General features: G+C 47.5%; 21 protein-coding genes. 18 read left to right on the plus strand and 3 right to left on the minus strand.

What is annotated here, in order from left to right; genetic code table 11:
• The first annotated feature begins 7 nt into the window (after positions 1-7).
• On the plus strand, positions 8-1,414 hold the full coding sequence (locus NQ502_RS17070; protein ID WP_028530169.1) for an oligosaccharide flippase family protein: 1,407 nt from the start codon (positions 8-10) through the stop codon (positions 1,412-1,414).
• A gap of 371 nt (positions 1,415-1,785) precedes the next feature.
• Here the strand turns inward: NQ502_RS17070 and NQ502_RS17075 are convergent, their stop codons facing one another.
• A complete protein-coding gene (locus tag NQ502_RS17075) occupies positions 1,786-3,066 on the minus strand; it encodes a hypothetical protein (protein WP_028530170.1) in 1,281 nt (426 codons plus the stop codon).
• A 27-nt stretch (positions 3,067-3,093) separates the two neighbouring features.
• Complete coding sequence (locus NQ502_RS17080; RefSeq protein ID WP_028530171.1) at positions 3,094-3,843, minus strand: hypothetical protein; 750 nt, start codon at positions 3,841-3,843, stop codon at positions 3,094-3,096.
• A 619-nt stretch (positions 3,844-4,462) separates the two neighbouring features.
• Between NQ502_RS17080 and NQ502_RS17085 the strand changes: the two genes are divergently transcribed.
• Both NQ502_RS17085 and NQ502_RS17090 read left to right on the plus strand, forming a co-directional pair.
• Positions 4,463-6,577 carry a cytidine/deoxycytidylate deaminase family protein gene (locus tag NQ502_RS17085; protein ID WP_049898481.1) on the plus strand — a complete coding sequence of 705 codons (2,115 nt, stop codon included), beginning with the start codon at positions 4,463-4,465 and terminating at the stop codon, positions 6,575-6,577.
• Positions 6,578-6,595: 18 nt separating this feature from the next.
• A complete protein-coding gene (locus tag NQ502_RS17090) occupies positions 6,596-7,795 on the plus strand; it encodes a dCTP deaminase domain-containing protein (RefSeq protein WP_028530172.1) in 1,200 nt (399 codons plus the stop codon).
• A 146-nt stretch (positions 7,796-7,941) separates the two neighbouring features.
• Here NQ502_RS17090 and NQ502_RS17095 read toward each other — a convergent pair whose 3' ends face one another.
• Entirely contained in the window at positions 7,942-8,892 is a 951-nt protein-coding gene (locus NQ502_RS17095; protein WP_049898526.1) for a tyrosine-type recombinase/integrase, read from the minus strand.
• Between the two features lie 267 nt (positions 8,893-9,159).
• Here NQ502_RS17095 and NQ502_RS17100 point away from each other — a divergent pair, with 267 nt between their 5' ends.
• The 15 genes from NQ502_RS17100 to NQ502_RS17170 all read left to right on the plus strand — a co-directional run bounded on the left by NQ502_RS17100 (position 9,160) and on the right by NQ502_RS17170 (position 24,919).
• Positions 9,160-9,624: a hypothetical protein gene (locus NQ502_RS17100; RefSeq protein WP_148511971.1), complete on the plus strand. Its 465-nt coding sequence runs from the start codon at positions 9,160-9,162 to the stop codon at positions 9,622-9,624.
• A gap of 33 nt (positions 9,625-9,657) precedes the next feature.
• Positions 9,658-10,911, plus strand: a complete 1,254-nt coding sequence (locus NQ502_RS17105; RefSeq protein ID WP_242830298.1) for a DegT/DnrJ/EryC1/StrS family aminotransferase — start codon at positions 9,658-9,660, stop codon at positions 10,909-10,911.
• A gap of 41 nt (positions 10,912-10,952) precedes the next feature.
• Positions 10,953-11,834: a UDP-3-O-(3-hydroxymyristoyl)glucosamine N-acyltransferase gene (locus NQ502_RS17110; protein ID WP_169579933.1), complete on the plus strand. Its 882-nt coding sequence runs from the start codon at positions 10,953-10,955 to the stop codon at positions 11,832-11,834.
• A gap of 20 nt (positions 11,835-11,854) precedes the next feature.
• Positions 11,855-12,505 (plus strand): PIG-L deacetylase family protein, encoded by a 651-nt coding sequence (locus tag NQ502_RS17115; RefSeq protein ID WP_028529951.1) that lies wholly within the window; start codon positions 11,855-11,857, stop codon positions 12,503-12,505.
• A 7-nt stretch (positions 12,506-12,512) separates the two neighbouring features.
• Positions 12,513-13,703 carry an ATP-grasp domain-containing protein gene (locus tag NQ502_RS17120; protein WP_028529952.1) on the plus strand — a complete coding sequence of 397 codons (1,191 nt, stop codon included), beginning with the start codon at positions 12,513-12,515 and terminating at the stop codon, positions 13,701-13,703.
• 1 nt (position 13,704) lies between these two features.
• Positions 13,705-14,322, plus strand: coding sequence for a sugar transferase (locus tag NQ502_RS17125; protein WP_028529953.1), 618 nt, complete (start codon positions 13,705-13,707; stop codon positions 14,320-14,322).
• 10 nt (positions 14,323-14,332) lie between these two features.
• On the plus strand, positions 14,333-15,535 hold the full coding sequence (locus NQ502_RS17130; RefSeq protein ID WP_028529954.1) for an ATP-grasp domain-containing protein: 1,203 nt from the start codon (positions 14,333-14,335) through the stop codon (positions 15,533-15,535).
• A 38-nt stretch (positions 15,536-15,573) separates the two neighbouring features.
• Positions 15,574-16,806: a glycosyltransferase gene (locus NQ502_RS17135; RefSeq protein WP_028529955.1), complete on the plus strand. Its 1,233-nt coding sequence runs from the start codon at positions 15,574-15,576 to the stop codon at positions 16,804-16,806.
• 40 nt (positions 16,807-16,846) lie between these two features.
• Entirely contained in the window at positions 16,847-18,292 is a 1,446-nt protein-coding gene (locus NQ502_RS17140) for an O-antigen polysaccharide polymerase Wzy family protein (RefSeq protein ID WP_242830300.1), read from the plus strand.
• Complete coding sequence (locus NQ502_RS17145) at positions 18,279-19,727, plus strand: lipopolysaccharide biosynthesis protein (RefSeq protein ID WP_044983564.1); 1,449 nt, start codon at positions 18,279-18,281, stop codon at positions 19,725-19,727. The genes NQ502_RS17140 and NQ502_RS17145 overlap by 14 nt, the downstream gene beginning before the upstream one ends.
• 201 nt (positions 19,728-19,928) lie before the next feature.
• A complete protein-coding gene (locus NQ502_RS17150) occupies positions 19,929-20,108 on the plus strand; it encodes a hypothetical protein (RefSeq protein ID WP_028529957.1) in 180 nt (59 codons plus the stop codon).
• A gap of 71 nt (positions 20,109-20,179) precedes the next feature.
• Positions 20,180-20,806, plus strand: a complete 627-nt coding sequence (locus NQ502_RS17155) for a hypothetical protein (protein ID WP_028529958.1) — start codon at positions 20,180-20,182, stop codon at positions 20,804-20,806.
• 305 nt (positions 20,807-21,111) lie between these two features.
• Positions 21,112-22,467, plus strand: a complete 1,356-nt coding sequence (gene glmM / locus NQ502_RS17160; protein WP_028529959.1) for a phosphoglucosamine mutase — start codon at positions 21,112-21,114, stop codon at positions 22,465-22,467.
• A gap of 3 nt (positions 22,468-22,470) precedes the next feature.
• Complete coding sequence (gene glmS, locus NQ502_RS17165) at positions 22,471-24,309, plus strand: glutamine--fructose-6-phosphate transaminase (isomerizing) (protein WP_028529960.1); 1,839 nt, start codon at positions 22,471-22,473, stop codon at positions 24,307-24,309.
• 67 nt (positions 24,310-24,376) lie between these two features.
• The gene (locus NQ502_RS17170) at positions 24,377-24,919 is read left to right on the plus strand and encodes a VanZ family protein (RefSeq protein ID WP_028529961.1); all 543 of its coding nucleotides are present in this window, start codon (positions 24,377-24,379) and stop codon (positions 24,917-24,919) included.
• The last annotated feature ends 7 nt before the right edge of the window (positions 24,920-24,926 follow it).

Raw genomic sequence — 24,926 nt, forward strand, 5'->3', positions numbered from 1 at the left:
TAATATAATGAGTAGAGAAAAAGAACTTGTAAAAAACACGGGTATATTGGCAATAGGTAAACTAAGTGCTAAATTATTTACATTTTTATTGTTGCCTTTGTATACATCTGTTTTGCTTCCCGAGGACTACGGAACGATAGATGTCTTACAAACAGTAATTTCATTATCGCTATATATTGTCACATTGCAAATTGATGCTGCAATATTTCGGTATTTAATTGAATATAGAAATTCTGAAAATAAACAGATTGAATATTTGTCCTCCGGTATGTTAGTTTATTTGGCAGGATCTGTAGTTTTTACTATTGCTATTGTTATTTTAAATATATTTTGGCCAATACCACATGTTTTATTGCTCATTGCCGCATATTGGGTGAATTCGTTTGCCAATATTATGCTTAACGTACTTAGGGGATATGGTCATAACGGCATGTATTCAGTAGTAAGCACGGCAATAACAGTGGTTGCATTAATTACGAATATCTTGCTTATTTTAGTATTTCATTTTGGTGGAGAAGCTATCCTTATTGCGCTGTTTGTTTCGAATCTTTTTGGTGGCATCAGTGTATTTTTATATGAGAAACTCTGGAAAAAAATTCAGCTTAACTCCGTTGATATCTGCAAATTAAAGGAGATGCTTTCTTATTCAATTCCGCTTGTACCTACTGCTGTTTCATGGTGGGTTGCTAATATGTCTGACAGGGTTTTAATACTAGTGTTTCTTGGCAATACATTTAATGGTATTTATGCTGCTGCAAATAAGTTGCCTGCAATTTATACAACTATTTATACGATTTTCAACTTGGCATGGACAGAAAATGTTACTATTTCAATGAAAGATAAAGATAGAGATGGCTATTTAAATAGAATGATGGAATCATCATACAGATTGTTTTCTTTTCTTGTATTGGGAATAATTTGTTGTTCGTCATTACTGTTTGAAATTTTAATAGGTATAAATTACAGGGGTGCCTATCCTCATATTTTTATCCTGTTGCTTGCAGTATTTGTTAATTCTATGTGCTCAATGTATGGAGGAATGTTTATTGGATTCAAGGATTCAAAAACGACGGGTATTACTACAATTCTGGGAGCAGTTGTAAATTTAATTGTAAATTTATGTTTAATCAATGTTATTGGTTTATATGCGGCATCTGTTTCCACACTTATATCATATTTGGTAATACTCTTCGCACGAATGAAAGTATCAGAACGAATGATCAAAATCAGATTGCCATTAAGGTTCACACTTCAATTACTGGTTATGTTTGCTATCGTTGGAGTGGTTTATTTTGTTAACAATCATATATTGATGTTGTTTGTGTTAATCTTGGTCTGTGTTTGGGGATATTTTAATAATAAAGAAATTGTTTGGAAAATTTTCAAAACAATGAGAGCCAAAATAATGCAATAGTTAAATTGTTTTATACTTAGATTGTTTCTGAGTAGTATAAGTGAAGTTCAAGTTTTGTGTAAATAGAAAAATTAATATACAGCCACATTAGGTAAGTGCCAGATTTTCCAAGACGCCATCTCAATATCGCGGTACCTATGTGCGCAAAGTACAGGATTTTCTAAACGTATTCCGTTCTCGGTGCCACATCCTGAAGATTCTCATCCAGAGCTATACTGGGGTTGTAAATAAGATGGTGTGGCGGAAGGATTAAATAGATCAGGCAGCATGAGGCTTTTACATCATGCTGCCTGTAAAATTAAAATGATTAGATTAACACGAAATAGAGAGGTGTTGTTTAACACAGATTTACATGCGGCATTCGGCAAATGTCAACTTGATTCTTCGGTGGTCTGCGCTGTTATCCTGGTGCTGTCGCCGCTGGAGCGCGAGAAGCTGACGTGCAGTTTCTGATCCGTGCCGTCAATAGTGATAAACACATCGCCGTCATCCTCGTCGGTAATGTTGCAGTAAAAATTATTTTTCACAGTGTAGCGCCGGCCACCGGAGGTAAATTCCACCCACCAGTAATCCCATCTTGCTCCCAGGCCATTCTGATAGTAAAAGTTTCCCAGATGCTTCATGGAAAAGGTGTCAGGGACGTCCGTAAGGCTTACCGTGCTTGTCAGTTTTTCTTCGTTTCCGCGCCGGTGACGGAGGGTGACGCTGTCAAGCTGGCTGCCCCAGAGGTTCCGAAAACAGAAGCTTCCTGTTTTCAGCTTCAGGCGGTAGTATTCCAGATCTCTGGTGCTGTAGGGAGAATCCTCCAACCTATGTTCAAAAAGCGGCGCCCTTCCCCATTTGGAGATGAGCATCAAGGGCGGACCTGCTGATACCACAAGTGCTGTATGGTGACCGTCCGGCGGGTCATGGTAATACACGATGTCTCCTGCCCTCAGATTCGCTTTGGAAACGGATTGATAGGCGTCGAAATCCGCCAGATATTCGTCTGCTTCATTCAGCCAGAATAGATTCATCTGGGTATTCTGACGATACCAGCCATAGGAGTGGCAGTTATAATTCGTGGTTGCCTCGGATTGGTAGATAGCCTTGGAATATATCCGTTGATAGTCAGATCTATACTGGATTTTTTCCTGTGGGCTAAGCCTTTCGCCAAGCTGGAAAACGTCATAGACCAGGTTGCCGCCCGGAGTGTACAGCTTTGGTACAGCTGCCTCAGAAGGCTTTTCATCCAGCACAGATGCAAGCATCGAGCGTTCTTTCTGAGTCAGACGGGATGCAAGTTCTCTGTGGGTGAGCAGGACCAGAAGGCTTTTGCGCTTCCACCCTGTGTCACTGTCGGGTGGATCGGCTTTTGTTTCCGTCTGCTTCAGGTATCTGTCCAGAGCTGCTGAAGGGGCATCCGGTCTCTGATAGAACTCTTCCAGGGCATCAAAATTCTTTCGCAGATAGGAGATGCCTTCCCCGATGCTGGAGTACGCGTAGAGAATGGGGAGCATCGGATAGTCCAGCACGGCTTCCAGCAGTTCCTCAGTAGTAAATGCTGTGAATTGTTCCCGTGGGATCTGGCAGGCCTGCAGTTTCTCCTCCTGCGTGTTCAGAAGGTTCCAGCGGCTGCTTCCGGGAACGATTGGGTATTGGTATGGCTCCATGGTATCACGCTCCTTTTGAGACAGAGTTTAAATCTCCAGTTCAGCAATGTATTGAGAAGCACGATCCCCCAATTTGTTGATGACCTGCTGCCTTACCGTCTTATAAATATCCTGGTTCAGGTGAATCGTCTGCGTGGAATAATACAATTGCATGTCACTTGAGCTGAATTTTGACCAGAAAATGCTGGTCACAGTCTCCGTGGATGAAAAATAGGAACTGGAAATAGTGGTAGACACGCCGCCCGCATGCTCCGCACATGCCGCTATGCGGAAATTTCCGGCGGAGGAGGAGTGGGAGGAGGTATCAAAGATCCTGCCGGGGCTGGATGTGCGCGCGAGCGCGCGGAGCGCCTTGATGGCGGCCATGATTGCCTTCAGTTCATTGTCTGTGGCGATGGCAGCCACCAGGTTGATGATGACATCACCGAGATCGATCGTGGCAGAGCTTGCCTCAAATTTGTTAAAACCGAAGCTTTCAATGACCCATCCGATATTGCCCAGCACTGTTTTGTAGAACGCATACCAGTTGACAGGGTCATTTTCGGGGTCATGCTGTTTGGTGGCTGCCAACTGTGCCAGCAGCATGGAATTGAGTACGTCAGATTTAGACTGACCGCTCACGTTGTTGACAAAGGAGGCGACAGTTCCGGCATCCACGCTGGCGGAGGAATCACCGGCGCCCTCACAGACAGAGCGCAGAGCTTCCGGCGTGTCACAAAGCTCCAGATTTTCGATAAAACGTACCCTCTCCTCCTGAGATAATCCATTATGTAACATAAGCTTCCCTTCTTTCATTTTTGTATAGTGTTTGTGGGTTTCATAAAACATAAAAATCTGATAATTAAAATATATCACATGAAATAATAGAAATTTGTCAAAAACATGAACGGAAATCTATAAAATTTATCCGCAAAATAAGATTGAACGATAATTGACTCTGGGATGACTGGGTGATGAAAAATATGAAGAATACTAAATTGTAACTGTTCAGGAGTGGCGCATCTTCTTGACCGGAAAACCGGTCAAGAAGCATCGGATGTTCATCCGATGTGGAAATTGGTGCCAAAAGCGGCTTACAAGCAAGCTTGACGCTACTTTTGTACCAATTTCCCCGCCGTCCTGAACTGTTACAATAAATTGTTTAAATATACAAATAGCAGTTGAAATTTTGCAAAAAAACAGTTATCCTTATATTAACAAAGCCGTTTTATGATTCGTGTGGTTTGTAGCATGAGAGAGAAGTGGCATAAGCAGTGAGACAACCAATCATAGTATTAATTACAAGCCTGTTTTCTGGTGGTGCGGCGCCGGAACGGGCTTCTTTTATTACACAGGAAATTTCTGCGGAATCTGTTTTATGTTAAAACGGCACAGAAATGTGAGAGGAAGATCAACGATGAAAAAAGGAAAAAGGGCATACAGCGAACAGGCGATCGAAGAAGTTTTCAGAGAACGCGAGAGTTTTCTGGTGGTGGGACTCACCGGTCGAATCGGGTCAGGCTGTACATCGGCCAGCGAAATTTTTGCAAAGGATGCGCGTTCGCTGAATTTACCGCATGCTGCACCTGTGCCTCATATGAAGGACAGGGGGTTTCAGAATCAGCAGAGGCAGGAGAGGATCATTGAGCGTTATGCAATGGCCGGGCATTGGCAGGCATTTGATATTGTGAAGGTCAGAGATGTTCTGACTTCGTTCGTGCTGGAAAATCTGGGTGGATTTGCAAATCTGGTAGCCAGATTGACGGGAGGAAGGCAGGGGGACCTGATTCAAAAGCTGAAAAGTGAGTATTGCAAATGGCTGGACAGCGATAATTCCCGCAGAGTGAAAAAGGTATTTCAAAAAGGATATTCTTTTGAAAAAATGATAGAACTGAACATTGACCTCTGGAGGAAGATGGAGGACAATCATCACATTATAAAAACCAGCAATATCACAAGCAGGCATTTTTGCTTTGTCGCGATGGTATTGCCGGAAATCAGCAATATGATCCGCAGGCTGTTGATTTCCGAAGACAACTTTTTGTATACGCGGACATATCAGAATGTGGGAAACATAGTGAGAACTTTTGGAGAGCTGGACACATCGGGGAACAGGGATATACAGGAGCCCGGAGCCATTTTTTGTGTTGCCAGGCGCATCAACTATATTATCAAGATGTATCGGAAAAAGGACTGGTTCTTATTAAGTGAGGAGGAACAAAAGAAACAGGAAATACATTCGTCTCCTGTCAGGATCGTGATCGACAGTATCAAAAACCTGTTTGAAGCGATTTATCTGCGGGACAGGTATTCAGCATTCTATCTGTTTGCCATCTCTGTCAGTGAGAATAAGCGCCAGGAGTTTCTCCAGGCAAAGGACTTTGATCTGGAAAAACCAGAGCTGCGGATCATCGATTACTGTGAGCGGCCGAGTGAGGCAAGAAAAGCTTATCAGGAGCACTGCAAACTGAGAGGAAGGACTCCTAAGACCTCTGCAGGAGATGCTCTGTACAGTTTTTTCGAGGACATCACCTGCGGCAGTTATCCTTACGGCGTCTGGAAAGACGCGTATGATAACGCCACCTACACGTTTAATATGCAGGATGTGGAGGCATGTATTCAGAATGCGGATATTTTTATCAATAATAACAAAAATAAAGAAGAACTGACAAAAAACATTGTCAAATACGTTTGCCTGATGATGCATCCAGGACTGGTTCAGCCGACGGATGACGAGCGGTGCATGCAGATTGCGCAGACGGCCAAAGTAAATTCCGGATGTGTTTCGAGACAGGTTGGGGCGGTGGTGTGTGACGACAGGTCAAACATCTTATCGATAGGATGGAACCAGCCTTCCGCCAACAGGTGTAATGAGGTCGTTCCCTGTTTATACCGCAATTTTGAGGATTGTTATAATAAAAATGATCAGATGGCATACAGCGAACTGGAAAGAGAGGACGAAGAATTTCGAGGATATCTGAGCAGCTGTTTCAGCGTTGACGGGAAGGATGTCTATAAAGACGTGATAAAAGAATACAGGAAGCGGCTTCAGGGGTTGCCGATGACATATTGTTTTAAAGACCTGTACTGTGATTTTATTGGTTCGAGAAACCAGGTACATACCAGGTCCCAGCATGCGGAGGAGATCGCCCTGGAAAGCAGTAACCAGAGACTGACAGAGGGTGGGACGCTTTACACCACGTCCTGTTCCTGCGAGTTGTGCGCCAAGAAAGCGCTGCACTACGGAATAAAGAGAATGGTGTACGTTGAGCCTTATTTCGGTATTACGGAGAAGCATGTGCTGGGATTTCCGGATGCAGACAGTCCAGACGAGGGTCAGATGGAGGTTGAACTCTTTACCGGCGCGTGCCATCGCGCGTATACACAGCTTTACTCACCCATCTTTCCGATCAAGGACGAGTTGGAGATGAGAAATGTATCATTTAAAAAACCGAAAAAGCAAAAACATCATGATCAGCCTGACCGGAGGAAAGGCAGGAAACAAAAACAGGCATTTAACGGAGCGGGTTGAGAAAAGGGGGAAGAAATTATGTGTGATGAACGACTGTACGGCTGTCTCTCCAGCATAGACATCAAACGTGAGGTGATCAATAATGAGATTCAGATTCTTCCTTTCCGGAAAGAAAATCTGACAGATCTGGGATATAATCTGACACCCAGCGACTTTATATTTTCAACTGGGAAGAAAATCCTGCTGGAAGTGATGACGACAAACAGTGAGAAGTATGTCATGGTTCCGCCGAACGACACGGTATTGGTTCTGAGCAAAGAGTATGTATCCATCAGCAAGCGGATCATGGGAACCTTTCACTCAAGAGTCCGAACCGTATCCCAGGGTTTTGGGCACGTATCGACAACATTGGATCCTGGCTGGAAGGGTTCTCTGCTGTTTGCCGTCAGCAATACGTCGTCGAAAAAGAAGAAATTTGTTCTTCAGAGCGACGGAGGAAAAGGGCTGAAGGACGTGGGCTTTGTGACGGTGATTTTTCAGTATCTTGCCACAGAACTTGCGCAGATTGAGCATGACAACAGGGCATTCCGCGTCGATATCCTCGGACAGTATTATAATACATCAAGCTATATGAAACGAACTTATAATAAAAGTTTCCGGATTCTTAATGACATCATAGAATCCACGAGAGAAATGTCACCCGAAAAGCCGATTCAGGATGTATCCACGGAAGTCAATGAAAGACTACAGGATTTTCTCAGGGATGCGCTGCATAAATACGAGCAATCGGAGGATAACCAGGGACTGCTGAGCGATATGAAGTGCCTGAATTATGGATTCCAGGATGTGATACATAACGCCTCATACGTTTTTGCTACTCAGATTCAGCAGGTCAGGGAAAACGCAGCCAGGGCTGAGGAGGAGGCTTCTCAGGAGAATATGGAACGATTATACTTCAGTGTCCAGGTGCTGATCGGCGGCTGCAGGGTGGAGAATAAAAATATTCGCTGGAAGTATTATACGGATGCGCTGGAGAAAAAGATAGCCGGGTATCGTATCAGTAAGAGAATGCGCCTGATCATGTTTGTGCGCAAAAGGTGGATTGTCTACGCGACCTGTGCGGTCCTCGGAATATTAGTAAGCGTGCTGCTGTGGTATTTGCTAAGTCATACGTTTGCCACAGAAGGGGAAATGACGGTTGAAAAACTTATTCTTTCTGAAATTCCCATGATACTGGGGCAGCTCTTGGGATTTATACTGGGGCAAAATACCGCTTGACTCCAATATCATGAAAATGCAAATAAAACAAAGAGGTCATAGAAACCACGTCATTACGCCGCTGGTTTCTATGACCTTTTTTGTTTTTCTGTCAATTCTCATATCTATTTTCCGCCAATAGTATTTTTTTCGCAGAATACCGAATTCTATGAAAGCGCAGTCAGTAGGTTCATCTGTTTTTTCTTAAATTCCAGCGAGGAATGAAAATAATATTCCAACGTTATTTTGATATCGGAATGCCCCAGAATCTCACTCAATGTTTTGGGATCCATCCCCGCCATGATGCACCGTGTGGCGAACGTATGGCGCAGCGTATGGAAATTCAGGTATCTGATGTCTGCCTCCTGCAGACATTTTTTATAGCGGTACTGCATCGTGCGCGGTTCCATGGGACACTGGCTGCCGGTGAGGACGTAATCGAGTCCCGTATAATTTTCCGCCAGCGTCTGTATAGATCCGTACAAAAACTCCGGTATGGGAATCATCCTTATGGAAAACACACTCTTCGGCTCTGAGATGATCAGATTTGTCTTCTTTTCGGAACTCAGATTCTCCAGAGGCAGCCGCTGAACCGTGTGCCGGATATGAATGTAACTGCCTTCGAGGTCAATATCACACCAGCGCAGAGAACACAGTTCCCCCAGCCGAAGCCCCGTATACAGGCACAGATAGATGCCAAACGTCGACAAATTCATGTTTTGTTTGATATAACTCTCCAGTTTGACCTGTTCCTCCTGAAGAAATACCCTGGCTACATTCTTTGCCTTTCCCAGTCTCAGGGACAGCGTGAGCGGCACGGGGATCAGATTCTTGCTGTGCGCCAGCTGCAGCGTATGATTCATGATCATAATGATGCACCTGAGGTTTCCCGGGGAAACTGCCGGGCCCTGCGTATATCCGTCATTTAATAAATGAAGGCGAAAGCGTTCCAACATCCGGGGTGTCATGTGTGTAATCCCGATCTCTGAAAAAAACGGGAAAATGTGATTCTGGCTCAGCTGCCTGTACTTCACGTATGTGGACAAAGCATTCCTGTCCTTTACGCTCTGAAGCCAGTAAAGAACCACATCATTAAAATAAATTTCTTCTGTCGTCATAACTAGTTGTATGCCCCTTTCGTTTTTGATTCGTTTGGCAGTTATATTACTGCTTTATTCTTATTATTATACATTTTTGCAAAAATATAGGGAATAATTCAGAAATTTTGTGATGATTTAACAATTTGGCATTTGCAATATTACTGTTGCATTCTTAATTTATCTGAGGTATAATGATTTAGATTTCATAGAATTCGGTATTCTGCGAAAACGGAGGTGTTGTTCATGTGGTATGCGCTCAGGTGTTCCCAAGGCGAAGTGTCCGATATGTTGCAGTCCGGTCAAACGTACATAACGAATGGTAGGATACAGGACGTATTTACCTTCACATTTGACTGCATGAAGCGTTATCAGGGACAGTGGCATACAGAAAATGCACTCATGTTTCCCAATTACATATTTCTGGAGGCAAACGACGACAGCCTCCTGTCTGAAGAATTGAAAAGCTGCCTGGAATTTGCAGACACTGAGGACGGCGCACATGCACTGTTCCGAGTGCTGCCGGAGGAAGAGCGGTTTTTGCGTTCGCTGTGCGGCGCTTCCCATCACCTTAAGTTATCCAGAGGACATATTTGTGATGGAATCACACATATCGATGAGGGACCGCTTCGGGGATTGGAGTGTTATATCAGAAAAATCGACCGCCATAAACGGATGGCGCGGCTGGAAGTTCCGCTGCACTATGTGAATAATACGATGCGGGCAGGTCTGGAAATCATCCATAAAAGTTAAGGCGATAAAAAGAAACAGCAAGAAGACGAGAAAATGGAAAGTACTGCGATGAAAGACGAGTTTGTAAAGCGTGATATCCCGTTTAGTCCTCCGGATATTACGGAGGATGAGATAAATGAGGTGGTGGATACGCTTCGTTCCGGGTGGATAACTACAGGACCGAAGACGAAAGAATTAGAAAGACTGACGGCAAAACGATGCGGTACATCCAGGGCGGTCTGCCTGAATTCGAATACGGCCTGCGCTGAGATGACGCTTCGTATCCTGGGCATTGGCCCGGGAGACGAAGTGATCGTCCCGGCTTATACGTACACGGCTACTGCATCTGTGGTGGATCACGTGGGAGCCAGTATCGTGATGATCGACTGCGAACCCGGAAAATTCACGATGGATTATGAAAAGCTCGAGGATGCAATTACGGAAAAGACAAAAATGATTATCCCCGTGGATCTCTTCGGGATTCCCTGTGACTATGACAGGATCGGTGAGATTGTGGAGCGGAAGAGACGCTTATTTCGACCGTCCGACAACAGGATCCAGCAGGCGGTTGGACGCATCGTTGTGATGGCGGATGCGGCCCATTCTTTTGGTGCGGCATACAAAGGAAGGCCTGCGGGAAGTCTTGCAGACTTCACCTGCTTTTCATTCCATGCCGTAAAAAATCTGACGACTGCGGAAGGCGGTGCAGTTGTGTGGAGAGACATTCCGGGAATTGATCATGAGGAGCTCTATCACACCTATATGCTGATGAGCCTTCACGGACAAAGCAGAGACGCGCTGGCAAAGACGAAACCGGGCTCATGGGAATACGACATCGCAGGACTCTGGTTTAAGTGTAATATGACGGATGTGCATGCCGGAATCGGCCTCGGTCAGATGAAACGCTATGACAGTATGCTGAACCGGAGGAAGATCATGATCGAAAGACTGGATAGAGCGTTTTGTGATATCGGTGCAGAACCTGTGAAACATTATACGGAAGAATGGCAGTCGTCCGGGCATCTCTATGTCCTGCGTCTCTTTAAGGGGCAGGCTGCCATAGAACCGGAAATCCGCAATGATTTTATCGTCAGGATGGCGCAGCTGGGTGTGGCGGCGAATGTTCATTACAAACCGCTGCCGATGCATACGGGATATCAGGCGCTTGGATTCGATATCAGGGATTACCCCAATGCGTATGAGCAGTTCAGGAATGAGATCACGCTGCCGATGCATACGCGCCTGAGCGATGAGGATATAGACTATCTGGCATGGGCAGTGAAGAGAGCTGCCGCGGAGTTACTGTAGAAGATGAACATGTTTTGCACAGAAGAAATGAGAGAAATGGAATGAAGTATTTTGAGATAAATGTAAAGAAATATGCTCCCGGCAGATCATTTGACGTTTTCCGGCCCGCGTCTTTGTATTTTCCGAAAGACCATGCGGTTATGTTCGTAACGAGAGAATACATGGGATATGTAAACGCGCTGGAAGTCTGCACGAACTGCTTGGTTTTCTGGCCGGAAGAAGCCGAGGTACCCGTAAAGATAAGTGAGAGACATGCCGTGGCAGCGTGTGCTGATCCGAGAACCGAATACTGCAGGTTTTTCCGGGACAACGGAATTACATATTATCCGGAAACCGAAGAATACAATCTGGTGAATGGGGCCTGTATTTCCCCAAAAGCCGTGATCGGATCGGGGTGCAGGATCTTTCCGGGGGCTTATATCGGCGGTGAGGTTCAATTAGGAAATGACGTTTATGTGGGAAGCGGAGCAAAATTAGTCGGCAGGATAAAAGTGGGAAATAAAGTTGTCATTCGCGAAAATGCCGTTATCGGCGCAGACGGATTATCGACGAACCGGGACGAAGAGGGACGGGCAGTTACGATGCCGCAGTTTGGCGGCGTGGTTATCGAGGATGACGTGCAGATCGGCGCGCTGACAGTGGTTGCGAGAGGTGCAATCGATGATACCGTGATCAAAAGAGGCAGCAAAATAGATAACAGTTGTTTCATTTCTCATAACGTGATGCTGGGTGAAGACACGTTTGTCGTGGGGGAAAGTATCGTGTTCGGAAGCGCCACCACGGGGAAACAGGCATATATCTCCGGCAATTGCTGTGTGCGCGACGGTGTAAGCGTAGGAGAAAAAGCGCTGGTGGGCATGGGCGCGGTAGTTGTGAAACCAGTCCCGGACGGTGCCGTTGTCAAGGGCAATCCCGCGAGATGAGCGGACTGGAGGATACTGGTATGAAAAGGGTTTTAGTGGTTGCGGCTCATCCTGACGATGAACTGCTTGGAGTCGGCGGGACGGCTGCGAGGCACGCCAGCCAGGGGGACGAGGTCATGTCAGTCATCATGTGCGAGGGGGAGTCCCTGCGCTACAAAAAAGACATGGGACAGAAGACGGCGATCAGCCAGGCGGGAGAGATCCTTGGCGTCAAAGAGATACGGCAGATCGGGTTTCCCGACCAGCGGTTGGATACCGTTACGCTGACTGAGATCATTACCCCGCTGGAAAAGATCTCCGATGAGTTCAAGCCGAATATTGTGTATTGCCAGTATGGCGGAGACATTAATATGGATCATCAGCTGCTCTTTCAGGCGGCCAATGTGGCCTTTCGGCCTCTGGACGGCTGGATCGAGGACGTTTACGCCTTTTATACGGCGAGCAGCACAGAGTGGGGATTCCCCAGGACCTTTACGCCGGACACCTGGATTGACATCACGGATACACTGGAGAAAAAGATCGAGGCATTCCTGAGTTATCACAGCGAGGTGAGAGCGTACCCGCATCCCAGGTCTGCGAAAGCGTTGGAGCATGCGGCACACTTTTGGGGGAACCAGTGCTCCATGGAAGCGGCTGAGGCGTTTATGACGGTGAGAAGTGTTAAGAGGTGAAGGCGCTATGAAGAGAATCATGATACTCGGAGCTTCTGCGGGGCAGATGCCGATGATCAGAAAAGTGAAGGAGCTGGGATATGAGCTGGCGGTCGTAGATTACAACGACAGGGCCGTCGGTATTCCTTATGCAGATAAATTCTACCGCGCAAGTACGATTGATGCGGCTGCGGTCGTGAGAGCGGCAAAAGATTATAAACCGGACGGTATTACCACGGTTCAGACGGATATGCCAATGCGGGCTGTGGCAGAGGCCTGCAGAGAACTCCATTTACCCGGAATATCCCCTCAGGCGGCAATGAACGCAACGGATAAGGAAAAGATGATGGAGGCGTTCAAAAGGGCCGGCGTGAGCAGCCCGTGGTTCTGTGCGTTTGCCCCCGAGGATACGGCTGCATCCATAGTGGAAAAGATACCGTATCCGTGTGTCGTGAAGCCGGCGGACAATTCCGGGAGCAGAGGGGTATCGCTTGCTGAGAACGGTGAAGACGCTCCGGGGGCGATTGCGTATGCGCGCAGCCACTCCCGGAACGGAAGGATCATCGTCGAGGAATATATGACGGGGCCTGAAGTGAGCGTCGAGGTGATGATGCTTTCGGGGGAGGCAAAGGTGCTGGCTGTAACGGATAAGCTGACGACAGGCGCGCCGCATTTTATTGAGATGGGACACAGCGAACAGTCACGGCTCGGCGCTGAGGTCACAGAGAAGATCAAAAGACTGGCAGAACAGGCAATGCTTGCCGTTGGGGCAGCAGAAGGGCCGGGACATGTCGAGATCATCGTGACCTCGAAGGGGCCAAAGGTGGTGGAGCTGGGAGCACGGCTCGGCGGAGACTTTATTACCACGGACCTGGTTCCCCTGGCTACGGGAGTTGATTTTGTGAAGGCGGTGATTCAGGCGGCCTGCGGGGAGAGACCCGATGTGACGCCCAGATTCCGCAGGGCAAGTGCGATTCGGTTCATTCCTGCCGGGGAGGGAATCATCAGGGGCATCGAGGGTATGGACGAAGCCTTGAAGATTCCAGGCATCGTGAAGGCTGAATGCCTGAAGACTATTGGCGACAGGATACCTCCTCTGACCAGCAGTCTGGATCGGGCGGGTTATGTGATCGCTCAGGCGGACGGCCCGGAACAGGCGGTATCTCTGTGTGATCAGGCGATGAAAAAAATCAGGTTTATTGTGAGGGAGGAAGGCTGACGTGTACCAGCGTTATCTGAAGCGGCTGTTTGACGTCGTCATTGGCATCGCTGCGTTTCCGATTGTGTGTGGGATTACGGTTATCGTGGCGCCGCTGATCTGTCTGGAAGACGGAGGAAGCGTGTTTTACAGGGCAAGAAGAAGAGGGCTCAATGGCAGAATATTTGTAATGTATAAATTCAGGTCTATGAAAATGAACGCACCGGACATACGAAACAGGGACAATTCCACTTACAATTCGCCGGAGGACCCGCGAATAACAAGAGTAGGAAGATTTCTGCGGCAGACTTCCATCGATGAGATACCGCAGTTTTTCAATGTCCTGAAAGGCGATATGAGCCTTGTCGGACCGCGCCCGGTGACTACGGACAGACCGCTTTCGGATTATGATGAGAAGAGACGGGTGAGACTTACCGTCAGGCCGGGGATCACGGGGTATACGCAGGCATACTATAGAAATTCTGTTTCTCAGGAAGAGAAGCTGCAAAAAGACGCCGACTATGCCGGTCATGTTACGTTTTGGGGAGATGTGAAAATACTAATCAAAACGGTCGGGACGGTTTTACTTAGAAAAAATATTTATACGAATGCGGATGAAATGAAGAACCGGAGAATGTAAGGAGAAGAGTATGAATGTAGCGGGTAAGAGGCTGCTGATCCTGGGCGCAGGCCGCGGTCAGGCGGGACTTTATAAAGCGGCGCGGGAAATGGGAATCAGAGCCATAGCAGGAACCATGCCGGGCGATAATCTGCCGGGTATCTCTCTGGCTGACGAAATCAGGTATATGAATATCGCTGATCCGGATGAGGTTGCAGAAAAAGCGGCGAATCTTGAGTTGGACGGAGCAGCGACCTGCTGTCTCGATACCGGTATCTCTGCCCTGGGAAGGATATGTGATGCCTTAAAACTGACAGGAATCGGGGAAGATGCCGCGATCATGTGCAATGATAAATCCAGGATGAAGAAGGCTTTTATGGAGCACGGCGTCAGCACGGCGCAGTATTTTGAAATCTCCAGTGAACAGGAACTTGAGGAAGCTCTTGGTAACATTCCGCTTCCTGTTATTATCAAGGCGACAGATCTTCAGGGGAGCAGCGGTATCTATATTGCCAGGACAAAAGAAGCGGCTTTTGAGGGATTCCGTATGGCGATGCAGCTGACGAAACGTTCCTGCTGTATCGTCGAGGAATTCATAGAAGGCTGGGAATTTGGCGCACAGGCATTTGTTTACCGGGGCGAAGTGCTGTTTGTGATGCCGCACGGGGATGAGACGTTCATGAGCCATACGGCTGTTCCGGTCGGGCACTACGTTCCGCTGGAGTGCAGCCGGGATGTACAGCGGCAGACAGAGGAGGTGCTCAGGAAGGCGATAAGGGCAATCGGGCTGAACAACTGTGCAGTCAACGCGGATCTGATCCTGAGGGACAATAAAGTATATGTGATCGAGATTACGGGACGTGTGGGTGCGAACTGTCTGCCGGAGCTTGTCGAGATTAATTACGGTGTTGAATACTATAAGATGATTGCCGCGATGGCTGTTGGAGCAGACCCTCTGGAATACTGGAAAATGAGACCCCCTGTGCGGACCGCAGGATATGCAAAAATGCTGTTCTCGACTGAGCAGAAGGGGATTTTGAAGGACATCCGTTACACGGGACGGATGAGCGGCGATATTGTGGAGATTACTTTTTTCAGGAAGCCGGGGGATGAAATCCGGGTGTTTGAAAATTCCAATGATTGCATAGGGCAGATGATCGTGAAAGGCAGGACACTGGATGACTGCAGAAGAAAGTTAGAAGAGATGACAGAAGAGATAAGGATCGATGTCTGAATTCAGAGTTCAGAGTTCGGTCTCAGGGAGAGAAATCATTGAAAACATTATGCCTGTTTACGAATGCCTTTCCATATGGAAACTGGGAACCCTATCTGGAAACAGAGATAAAATTTTATGATGCGTTTGATCAAGTATGGATCTTTGCGCTGCAGACTCGCGGTGAACATCAAAAAGTCAGGAGAGCTGTGGGGAAAAATGTGAGCGTGATCCCGGTATGGTATGCCTCCAGATGCACATATCTGATAAACGCGGTGCGGGCAGTATTTGATCCCAACTTTTATCAGGAATTCCTGCGGCTTGTGAAAAGCAGGCGTTTCAGTAAAACGAATGTAATCAATCTGTTTGTTTTCTTCAGCCGGGCGCATTATGAAGTGGGAATCATCAGAAAGAAAATGAAAAATCAAAAGCCGGAGGGAGACGTCGTCTTCTATTCCTACAGGTTTGAGTATCAGCCCTACGTGGCAGTGATACTGAGAAAAAAGTGGAACCTGGACTGCAGGATTGTTGCCAGGGCACACAGATATGATCTGTATGAGGAAGAACACCGCGGCTCATACATCCCGATGCGGAAAGGCATCCTCGACGAAATTGACTTCGTTTATCCCTGTTCGGACGACGGTACGGCTTATCTGACAAAAGGTTATCCGGAGTATAAAAACAAGGTGGCCACAAAATTACTGGGGACATTGGACCGCGGCGTGAAAGCGTACGAGTGGAAGGATGCTCCGTATGAGATTGTGACATGCTCCAACGTGGTGAAAGTAAAACGGCTGGATAAGTTAATCCGCGCGATGTCTTTGATCAGGGATGTGAACATCAAATGGACGCATTACGGGGACGGACTGCTGATGGAGGATATCAAAGCGCTGGCGGAAAAGATGCTTGGCGGGAATGTCACATATGTCTTTAAGGGAAATGTTGATAATGCGGCGCTGCTTGAAGATTACATCACAGAAAATTATTATTTGTTTGTAAACGTCAGTTCATCGGAGGGCATTCCTGTCTCGATCATGGAAGCGTCTTCCGTGGGCATACCGTGTCTCGCCACGGATGTCGGCGGGACCGGAGAAATAATTTCTGATGGCGTCAATGGCCTCCTCCTGTGCGCGGATGTCTCGGACCGGGAACTGGCGGACCGGATCACGTGGTTCTGCGGGCTGGACAGGGAGCGCTATCTGAGATTCCGCAAAGAGGCGAGACGGATTTGGGATGATAAGTATAACGCAGAAAAAAATTATTTGAGTTTTACCAGCGAATTATTCCGGTAGGGGAGTAACAGATTGATAGTAAGAGGTGAAAGGTTTGCGTGTGAAGATCAAATCGTTATATGGATTGCTGGCAATAGCCGTGCTGCTGACAGCCGGTTTGCTGACAGGTGTCGGGGGCTGGTTTCTGCTTGTGTTGTCGGCATGGCTGTATTTACTGCTCTATGCCTGTCATAATATCAAAGACCGGAGTATGCTGTTTGCTTTTTTAATTGCTTTTTTTGTCTTCCTGCTGGGGAGAGATTTTCTGCAGCAATTCGTAAATTATAAAACCGAGAGTTTCCCGGGGGATGTGCAGGCACATGCATACATATCTTACTTTGTATCGTTACTGACGCTTGGGTTATGTTATCATCTGTTCACGAAATATGGAAACAGACGCAGAAGGAGAAACTCAGACTATGTGAATCATGCCGGGAAGGTTGCATTGATTAAAAGAATAAGCCTGTATGTTTATTATGTTTCGTGGGTCTTTGCCGTCGTCTCCGAGATTGCCGCCGGAAGCTTTGTAGCGGCAAGAGGGGTTACGGGCTATTATACGGATTTCTCCGAGTATCTGGCAGGAAACACCATATTATATGTCATCAGTAAAATAGAGCTGATTATGCCTGTCGCATGGAATATCTATCTCGCAGCACGCCCGGATAAAAAGCAGATCAGGCGGCCGCTCATCCTCTATGTATGCTATCTCGTGATATCATTGGGCAGCGGGCAGCGTTCTACGGCGATGCTGGGAATCCTGTTTTTGTTTGTGTATTTCGTATATCGCGAGGGACTGAATCCGGACGAGGCCTGGATCACGAGGAAGATGGTGATAATCGGAGTACTGGCTGTTCCGCTGCTGGCGGTGTTCGCGTCAGGTTATAGCATCTGGCGTGAGGGAGGGGAGATATCCGGCATCAGATTTATGGATGGATTTATCAACTTCTTTTATGACCAGGGTGTTACCAGCAATGTTATGAAGAGAGCCTATATGTACAGGGATAAAATCCCGTCGGATCAGACATATATTCTGGAGTTTTTGCACAGCGGAATCTTTGCGCGGCTGTTTGGAATCAGGGTGTATCATGGAAACACTGTTGAACATGCATTGCACGGGGGGAGCTTTACACATGCGCTGGGTTACACCGTGATGGGAGATGCGTATCTGTCCGGAAGGGGGACGGGAAGCTGTTATATTGCGGAATTGTATCAGGATTTCGGCTATGCGGGCATCGTACTGGGCAATGTACTCTATGCTCTTCTGATTGCGGGGATTGCAAACAGGAAAAAAGACGAGAGGGTGTTAACCACTGCAGTTCGTTTCATAATCATAACACAGCTGCTGTGGGCGATTCGCGGCAGCTACACCGGATTTATCACACAGCTTTTCGCTCCGACAACAGTAATTACCGTCGTGTTCGTGTTTGTTCTGGCACAGCTGCTGTTCAGTAAAAAAGCAGGCGGTTTGGCACCTGGGGCGAGGAGTATCATGAATGGCAAAAGATAAAACGATTCAAGAGTCAATGGGGTGGTCTCTTTTTTCAGAGGTGGCTGTTAAGTTTGTGGTCCCGATAACGAACATGATTCTGGCGAGGGTGCTCACACCGGACGCGTTCGGTGTGGTAGCAGTCTGCAATATGCTCGTCAGTTTTGTCGATTTAATCACAGATGCCGGCTTCGGCAAGTATCTGGTACAGCATGATTTTGAGAGTGAAGAAGAGAAGGAACGGTATGCCGACGTGTCATTTTGGACCAATCTGGGTATCTCTGCCCTGATGACGGCGCTGATTATCCTGTTTCGGTTTCCGATCGCTTCATTTCTGGGGCACAGAGATTACGGCAATGTGATAGCAATCGCCAGCGTACAATTGATGATCACGTCCGTCTCCAGCATTCAAACGGCGCTTTTCAGGAGACAGTTTGAGTTTAAAAAATTATTTGCCGCTAGGATCTCGGCTGCGGCAGCCCCCTTAATGATTACAGTACCGCTGGCACTGGCGCTGCGCTCCTTCTGGGCATTGATCATCGGGAATATTTCCGGCGCACTGGTGAATGCGATCGTGCTGACAGCATTTTCGAAGTGGAGACCGGGGTTTTTTTATGAAGTCAGGATTCTGAAAAGGATGTTTAACTACAGTTTCTGGTCCTTATGTGAGGCGCTTGCGAATTGGGCGATCTTCTGGGTGGATACGTTTATCGTCGGGAGTATGTTTTCGGAATATCAGCTCGGGCTCTATAAGAATTCCACGAATATGGTACAGTCCATTATGGGAATGCTGTCCGCGTCCATGAGTCCGGTCCTGCTGTCCGCTTTATCGCGTCTGAAGAATTCAAAAAAAGAATACTGCGACGCGTTTCTCAGTATTTATCATCTGATACTCTATCTTGTGCTGCCGATGGGGGCGGGCCTTTTCTTATACAGGGAGACCGCGACCCTTCTTCTGTTCGGAAACCAGTGGTCGGAGGCGGCCAATATCGTGGGTGCATGGGGGCTGATGATGCTGTGCAGTGTGACGTTCTACAGTCTTCCGGCTGAGCTGTACAAATCCAGGGGAATACCCCGGATATTATTTTTGTTTCAAATGCTTTACCTGGCCGTACTGATACCCGTCTGCATCGTCAGTGCCGGGTATGGTTTTTGGATCATGGTTTATGCAAGGTGTCTGTGTGTGCTGTGGCAGATGGTGATCAGTGTGATCTTTATGAAACGGTATATCGGGATAGCGCCCGGCAGATTTTTTGCGACATTTCCGATACCGTGCCTGACAACAGGCTGTATGGCCGCAGGTGCTGTTTTCATGAGGCGGTTCCTGAAGGGGACACTGGGCGACATGATTGCCGTCATCGTCTGCGTGATAATCTATATGATATTTCTTGCTCTGTTTGCAAGACGGCGGATAGCCGGGAGTGTCAGGCGTATCAGAGATGACAGTTTAAAATAAAGGACAAAATCAATAACCTCCAAAAGGATAAGCGCCCGTGTTTCTGTTTTAGAACATAAAAGGGGAGCCATTGTTCCGGCAGATGATTCGTCTGCTTTGACAGCGGTAATTGATTAAATCTTAAAATGGTTAACAAAAATATTGCAATTATTCAAAATATGTTATAAAATAAATACCAATAATCAATAGGAGGCATTTGAGATGCAAAAGAAGGCTAAGCTAGGAGGAGTAGTACTGCCGGTTGTGATAGACACATTGCCTGGAAGAGAAATGAGAATATCATATATAGACAGAAGAAATTACTACGATCCCAAATCGAATCAGCGCCCCTACCTGTTGTCCCCTGAACATTTAGATAAGATGAAGGAATTACCTTATTAAAAATGATAGAATCAGTTCTGCCTGGCAGAACTGATTCTTTTTTTGTCAAAGGTTAAATAAGGAGGATACACGTGGGAAAAATTAAGATGCTGAATTTATATCGCTGCAGTTCGGCGACTAATAAAATTACAGAACAGGATATTCATTATTTTGTTACGGATTATTTTGACGGAATTAAAATAGAAGATCTGGACAGTGAAAAGATCACATTAGCGGAATGCATGGGAATTAAATTTGGTGCAAACAGTCAGAAGGCAGGCATTTCTCATCAGCGTTATTGTCTGTTTGAAGAAAAAAATTATGGAACGGAAGATATATTCGAAACCAGCGAGCAGTATCCTGTGCTGACGGTGATTCAGGTGTTTATGAATCCGGATATTTATCAGGCGGATTATTTTATGGATGACCAAAGCACAGTTATTTCCTGCAGCGGTTGTATGGAAAAGGTGCAGGATTGCATCACAGAGAATTTTGCACGGAATAAAGACATTCAATGGAAGATGTACCGCCTGTTGACTGCTGGTGACTTTGCCGTGGTTGTGCGCAGCAGCCGCATTCATGATGCATATGACATTTCTACACTGATTCGCAGAATCTGCTTTCAGCCGAATCATGTAGGAAAAAAGGAATCTACCTTTAGACGCTATGGAATATATGTACAAGGGAAACCATTTTCTTCACAAAATCCAGCTCTGTAATCCGGATGAGATTGCATTTGAGATTATGAACGCCGGGTTGAATGTGATCTGGCTTTATCCGGAGATGCCGGTGGTGGCGAATGCAATTGAGAGCAGAGAAATATTTATGTGAGAGTTAATTAATGTAACCATACATTTTATACTGCATAATTAAACCCCAATCTGCAAAAATATCCGCCCATTTCTTGACATGCCGCGGATTTTCTACTATAGTGTAACGTGGATAAAATGAAAGAATATATCCGCGAATCTAAGTCAGAAACCTTTGAGACAAGGGTTATTTACACTGAAAGAAGGGGATAACGATGGGAAAATATTTCGGAACAGACGGTTTCCGCGGTGAGGCCAATGTAAATTTGACAGTAGAGCACGCATACAAGATCGGCCGGTTTCTCGGCTGGTACTACGGCAGAAATAAAAAAGATGAGCGCTGCAAGGCGGTGATCGGCAAGGACACAAGAAGATCCTCATATATGTTTGAATATGCGTTGGCGGCAGGTCTGACAGCTTCCGGCGCGGATGCGTATCTGCTGCATGTGACGACGACGCCGAGTGTTTCTTATGTGGCGCGGACGGAAGACTTTGACTGCGGGATCATGATTTCGGCGAGCCACAACCCATACTATGACAATGGAATCAAGCTGATCAACAGCAACGGCGAGAAGATGGATGAGGGGACCATACTGAAAGTCGAGGCTTACATAGACGGCATTGCGGGAGAGATTCCGCTGGCTACGAAGGAGAAGATCGGACGCACCGTGGACTATTCCGCGGGCAGGAACCGTTATGTAGGATATCTGATCTCTCTGGCGACACGTTCCTATAAGAACATGCGGGTCGGACTCGACTGTGCGAACGGCAGTGCGTGGATGATCGCCAAGAGCGTCTTTGATGCGCTTGGAGCCAAGACTTATGTGATCAACAATGAACCTGACGGCACCAACATCAATATGGGCTGCGGATCGACTCATATGGAAGGACTGCAGCAGCTCGTGAGAGAGAAGAAGCTGGACGTGGGCTTTGCATTCGACGGGGATGCCGACCGCTGCCTCTGCGTGGATGAAAACGGTGAGGTGGTCGACGGGGATCTGATCATCTATATCTACGGCTGTTATATGAAGGAACGCGGAAAACTGGTGGGCAACAAGGTCGTGACAACGGTAATGTCAAACTTCGGACTCTATAAGGCGCTTGATGAGGCTGGGATTGAATATGAAAAGACGGCTGTCGGTGATAAATACGTATATGAGAATATGGCGGAAAACGGATACCGTATCGGCGGAGAGCAGTCCGGGCATATTATCTTCCGGAAATATGCGACGACGGGTGACGGCATCCTGACGGCACTCAAGATGATGGAAGTGATTCTGGAGAAGAAAAAACCGCTCAGTGTTCTGGCATCCCCGGTTACGATTTATCCTCAGGTCCTGAAGAATATCCGGGTGACAGATAAGGCGAAGGCACAGGGAGATATGGCGGTGCAGGCTGCAGTGAAGCGTGCGGCTGATGAGCTCGGCGATGACGGCCGCATCCTCGTGCGCGAGAGCGGAACAGAGCCGGTAGTCCGCGTGATGGTGGAGGCGCCGGAATATGAGCAGTGTGAGAGACTTGTAGACCAGGTGCTGGATGTTATTATCATGAACGGCTACAGGGAGGATTAATCTATGTGCGGTATTGTAGGATATACGGGAAACGAGGCGGCAGCTCCCATTCTGTTGGATGGCCTGTCGAAACTGGAGTACCGCGGCTATGATTCCTCGGGAATCGCAGTGGACGGTGTGAAGCAGGATCAGCATGTGATCGATGTGATCAAGGCAAAGGGTCCGCTGATGGCGCTGTGTGAAATGACCGACAACGGCAAGGCGGTAAAGGGAACCTGCGGAATCGGGCATACCAGATGGGCGACACACGGGGAACCTTCCGTCGTGAATGCGCATCCGCATTTTACGAAAGATAAGCGGATCGTTATCGTGCATAACGGGATTATCGAAAACTACCAGGAGCTGAGAGAAAGTCTGGAGAAAAAGGGATATGAGTTTATCTCCCAGACAGATACCGAGGTTCTCGCCCATCTGCTGGATCACTATTATGATGGAAATCCGCTGGAGGCGATCGCCAAGGTGATGGTACGTATCCGCGGCTCCTATGCACTGGGCATCCTGTTCCAGGACTGTCCGGGAACGATCTATGCCGTCAGAAAAGACAGCCCGATGATCATCGGCAGCAGCGCGGAGGGGAACTTTATCGCCTCTGATGTGCCGGCGATCTTAAAATATACGAAGGATGTATGCTTTATCCAGAACATGGAGATCGCAAAGCTGACCGCGGACGGCGTGAAATTCTACGATATTGACCAGGAAGAGATCAGCAAAGAGTTCAGCAGGATCGAATGGGACGCGGAAGCCGCAGAAAAAGGCGGATTTGCGCATTTTATGCTCAAAGAGATCTACGAGCAGCCGAAAGCCGTCGCAGACACCATCAGCCCGAGGATTAAGGATAACGAGATCGTCATCGAGGAACTGAAGATGACGGACGAGGAGATCAGAAATATCCGCCGGATTCAGATGGTAGCCTGCGGATCGGCATACCACGTCTGCATGAGCGCCAAATACGTTCTGGAGCAGATGACGCAGATCGCAGTGGATGTGGATCTGGCAAGTGAATTCCGCTACCGCAAGCCGGTGATGGAGGAACACACGCTTGTCATCGTGGTCAGCCAGTCCGGTGAGACCGCAGATTCCCTGGCAGCGCTGCGGGAAGCCCGCAAACGCGGGTTTCAGGTGCTGGGAATCGTAAATGTAGTCGGCAGCTCCATCGCGAGGGAGGCGGACAGTGTATTCTATACATGGGCGGGCCCGGAGATATCGGTGGCCACGACCAAGGCGTACAGTACGCAGCTGGCTGCCATGTACCTGATCGGCATTCATTTCGGAAAGGTCCGCGGGGTGGTATCGGAGGATGAGTATGCAGCTTATCTGAAAGAGCTTCAGAAACTCCCGGATAAGATTAAAAGAATACTGGATGAGAAGGAGCGGATTCAGTGGTTTGCGAATAAATTCTCCCACAGCCATGATATTTTCTTCATTGGCCGCGGACTGGACTATGCGATCTCGATGGAGGGATCTTTGAAGCTGAAGGAGATTTCCTATATCCACTCCGAGGCCTATGCGGCGGGCGAGCTGAAACACGGCACGATCTCACTGATCGAGAACGGAACGCTTGTCGTCGGCGTTGCGACCCAGTCGGAATTATTTGAAAAGGTAATCAGCAACATGGTCGAGGTGAAGAGCCGCGGTGCCTATGTGATGGGGCTGACTTCTTATGGGAATTATTCGATTGAAGATACGGCAGACTTTACCATCTACGTGCCGAAGACGGCCGAATGTTTTGCAAACAGTCTGGCGGTGATCCCGCTGCAGCTGCTGGCATATTACGTGTCACTGGCGAAGGGACTGGATGTGGATAAACCACGGAACCTGGCAAAATCGGTGACGGTGGAATAATAAAAAGGAGAGCAGACTTGATGATGTGAGCGCGATCGGGTCTGCTCTTTAATGTATGGAGATGTGTATGGATTTATATGAAATTTTTATACACCAGAATCCGCCATGGTCATCCGGGGAGACGGTCTGTTTTGCTGTCTTCCTGTGCCTGTTCTTCATGAGTGTGACTGTACTGGTCAGAAAGAAGAAGATCAAGGCCGTGCAGGGAGCAGCGGTTTTACTGATTTATATCTTTCTGTTTGTCGTATTCGCGTCGACGGTATTTACCAGGGTGCCGACTCCGGAGCCGAACTACGAGCTGCAGCTGTTCTGGTCGTACCGCTATGTGATCGAAAACCGCAGTGCGGGAATGCTGGAAGAGATTCTGCTCAATTGTATACTGCTGCTGCCGCTCGGGGTGCTGCTGCCGTTTGCGCTGCACAGGCCGATGCGAGCATGGATTGCGGTTCTGGCAGGACTGCTGGTCTCCTCGTGTATCGAAGTATGCCAGCTTGTGTTTCACCGGGGACTGTTTGAGTGGGATGATATCATACACAATACGCTGGGATGCGTGGCCGGTTACGTGATAGCCAGGAAAGTATACCGCTTCGTGATGTGCAGGAAGAATTAGGAGGAAG

Source organism: Ruminococcus gauvreauii (assembly GCF_025151995.1).
Classification (GTDB): domain Bacteria; phylum Bacillota; class Clostridia; order Lachnospirales; family Lachnospiraceae; genus Ruminococcus_G; species Ruminococcus_G gauvreauii.

Excerpts from the sequence above, each read along its gene's own strand:
- NQ502_RS17070 (WP_028530169.1), top strand. The coding sequence starts at position 8 with ATGAGTAGAGAAAAAGAACTTGTAAAAAACACGGGTATATTGGCAATA.
- NQ502_RS17075 (WP_028530170.1), bottom strand. The coding sequence starts at position 3,066 with ATGGAGCCATACCAATACCCAATCGTTCCCGGAAGCAGCCGCTGGAAC.
- NQ502_RS17080 (WP_028530171.1), bottom strand. The coding sequence starts at position 3,843 with ATGTTACATAATGGATTATCTCAGGAGGAGAGGGTACGTTTTATCGAA.
- NQ502_RS17085 (WP_049898481.1), top strand. The coding sequence starts at position 4,463 with ATGAAAAAAGGAAAAAGGGCATACAGCGAACAGGCGATCGAAGAAGTT.
- NQ502_RS17090 (WP_028530172.1), top strand. The coding sequence starts at position 6,596 with ATGTGTGATGAACGACTGTACGGCTGTCTCTCCAGCATAGACATCAAA.
- NQ502_RS17095 (WP_049898526.1), bottom strand. The coding sequence starts at position 8,892 with ATGACGACAGAAGAAATTTATTTTAATGATGTGGTTCTTTACTGGCTT.
- NQ502_RS17100 (WP_148511971.1), top strand. The coding sequence starts at position 9,160 with ATGTTGCAGTCCGGTCAAACGTACATAACGAATGGTAGGATACAGGAC.
- NQ502_RS17105 (WP_242830298.1), top strand. The coding sequence starts at position 9,658 with ATGGAAAGTACTGCGATGAAAGACGAGTTTGTAAAGCGTGATATCCCG.
- NQ502_RS17110 (WP_169579933.1), top strand. The coding sequence starts at position 10,953 with ATGAAGTATTTTGAGATAAATGTAAAGAAATATGCTCCCGGCAGATCA.
- NQ502_RS17115 (WP_028529951.1), top strand. The coding sequence starts at position 11,855 with ATGAAAAGGGTTTTAGTGGTTGCGGCTCATCCTGACGATGAACTGCTT.
- NQ502_RS17120 (WP_028529952.1), top strand. The coding sequence starts at position 12,513 with ATGAAGAGAATCATGATACTCGGAGCTTCTGCGGGGCAGATGCCGATG.
- NQ502_RS17130 (WP_028529954.1), top strand. The coding sequence starts at position 14,333 with ATGAATGTAGCGGGTAAGAGGCTGCTGATCCTGGGCGCAGGCCGCGGT.
- NQ502_RS17145 (WP_044983564.1), top strand. The coding sequence starts at position 18,279 with ATGGCAAAAGATAAAACGATTCAAGAGTCAATGGGGTGGTCTCTTTTT.
- NQ502_RS17150 (WP_028529957.1), top strand. The coding sequence starts at position 19,929 with ATGCAAAAGAAGGCTAAGCTAGGAGGAGTAGTACTGCCGGTTGTGATA.
- glmM (WP_028529959.1), top strand. The coding sequence starts at position 21,112 with ATGGGAAAATATTTCGGAACAGACGGTTTCCGCGGTGAGGCCAATGTA.
- glmS (WP_028529960.1), top strand. The coding sequence starts at position 22,471 with ATGTGCGGTATTGTAGGATATACGGGAAACGAGGCGGCAGCTCCCATT.
- NQ502_RS17170 (WP_028529961.1), top strand. The coding sequence starts at position 24,377 with ATGGATTTATATGAAATTTTTATACACCAGAATCCGCCATGGTCATCC.